This window comes from Treponema endosymbiont of Eucomonympha sp. (assembly GCF_001028545.1).
In genome coordinates this window covers 1-1,883 of record NZ_BBPW01000132.1, presented here as the reverse complement: position 1 = coordinate 1,883, position 1,883 = coordinate 1, and the positions used below count along the sequence as shown (strand labels likewise).

Here is a 1,883-nt window from a genome sequence, read left to right as displayed (position 1 = left end):
ACGCTACCGCGTTGATAAACAAACGGTTGTCTTTCGCCACTCCCCCGCGTTTCCCTGCCTGTCCGGGCAGCAGTTCTTTTATCCGTTCCCACGCCTCGTCGCTTATATCGTGCCGGTGAATGCCTTCTTGTCTTTTCATGCCTCTATTTTACCTCTTTTCCCTTTTTTAGTCCACGCTACCTAGGGTAGAACAGAGGCACTCGTGTGGAGTAACGAGAAGCGTTTGGTGCGCGTGAAGCGCTACAGCAGCGCGGAGAACAGGCGGAAGAAGCCGCGCCACGCGCGGACGGCGAAAAAGCAGCGCTCATACGCCTCGCGCCTCGCCTCGCGGCACTGCCGCTCGTCGGCGAGGAATATGGCTCGGTTATGCGCCGCCACCCCCTCGTCGTAGAACAGCGCGCTCACCTCGTAGTGCAGCGAAAAGCTCCGCGGGTCGAGGTTGGTGGAGCCTATCGACGTTACCGCGTCGTCGACGACGACGGTTTTCGCGTGGATGAAGCCCTGATAGTGAAAGAAGCGGATTCCGAAGGCGAGCAGCTCGCGCACGAACGAATACGATGCCGCCTTCACGTAAAATTTGTCCCAGCGCTCCGGCAGCATGACGCGGACGTCCACGCCGGAAGCGGCGGCGACTTTGAGCGTCTCGCTAATCGCCTTCGTCGGCACAAAATAGGGCGTCTGGATATAGACGTAGCGGGCGGCGCTCGCAATAAGCTTGATAAAGAGGTCTTCCATGCCGCTGCCGTGCGCGTCGTCTGGTCCGGCGGCGACGATTTGCGTGGGTATCGCGCCTTTGGCGAAAACCCGCGCGAACAGCGCCTCGTTCTGTTCGTCCGCGCCCCGCTTGAAGCTGCCTGCGTGGCTGAAATACCGCGCCAGCTCTTCGGGGGACGAGTCGCCCGTAGCCGCGACGCTCGACCAGTCGGTCAGAAACAGCGCCTGCGCCAGCGCGACGCTCGTGCCCGTGAAGCGCGCCTGCGTGTCGCGCCACCTGCCGATATTCCGCAGACGGCGCATTGGCGTCAGCCCCGCATATTCGTCGCCGATATTGTGCCCGCCGATATACGCGATTTTGCCGTCGATGACCGCGATTTTGCGGTGGTTCCGGTAGTTCAGGTGGACCGGCAGACAGCCGCGCACGGGGAGGAACGCCGCGACCTCTCCCCCGGCTTTCTGCAGACGGGCGAAGAACGCGCGCGGCGTGAAAATCGAGCCGACGTCGTCGTAAATCAGACGGACGGAGACGCCTTCCCGCGCCTTTCTGCACAGCAAATCCATGAGGCGCGTGCCGGTCGCGTCGCTGCGGAATATGAAATACTCAAGGTTGACGCTCGACTCCGCCGCCGCAATGTCGCCGAACAGCGAGGTAAAATGCGCCGCGCCGGAAGTCTGGACGTCTATACGTTCGGTCGCGGCGAGCACATTCCTGCCGCCCGCCAGATTCAAGAATACGAGCGGGAAAAACCGCTGCACCGCCGAATGCGCGTAGAGCGTCTTCCGCCGCTCGAGGAACTCAAGCTGCTCCTGTTTCACGAAGTCGAAATAGTCGAAGCGGGAGGCTGCCGCACGGCGGAAACGGCGCGTGCGGGTGAAAAACCTGCCCGAAAACACGACGTACAGCACGAGCCCGACGACCGGAAGGAGCGTTACGCGGCGGAGCCACACGAGGCGCGGCGAGAGCTGGTCGGTTTCAAAGAAGAGCAGGAACACGCCGACGGCTGCGTTTGCCGCGAGGAGCAGCGTCAGCGCGGAAAACCACGCAATCTTCATTCGCTATCCGTCGAGCGCGCCGCGCCGCTGGGGTGTTTTCATAGGGATAAAATACACCGCCTTCCCGAAATAATCCAGACGAGTGCGTTCGGCGGTAGTCGAACGTCCTTCAA

General features: G+C 61.7%; 1 protein-coding gene and 1 pseudogene. Both read right to left on the bottom strand.

Annotated elements, in window-relative coordinates; all coding sequences use genetic code 11:
* A pseudogene (locus AWU74_RS10430) lies at positions 1-139 on the bottom strand (IS5/IS1182 family transposase); the annotation flags it as partial.
* Between the two features lie 101 nt (positions 140-240).
* The gene (gene cls, locus AWU74_RS05290; protein WP_062328354.1) at positions 241-1,770 is read right to left on the bottom strand and encodes a cardiolipin synthase; all 1,530 of its coding nucleotides are present in this window, start codon (positions 1,768-1,770) and stop codon (positions 241-243) included.
* Positions 1,771-1,883 lie beyond the last annotated feature (113 nt).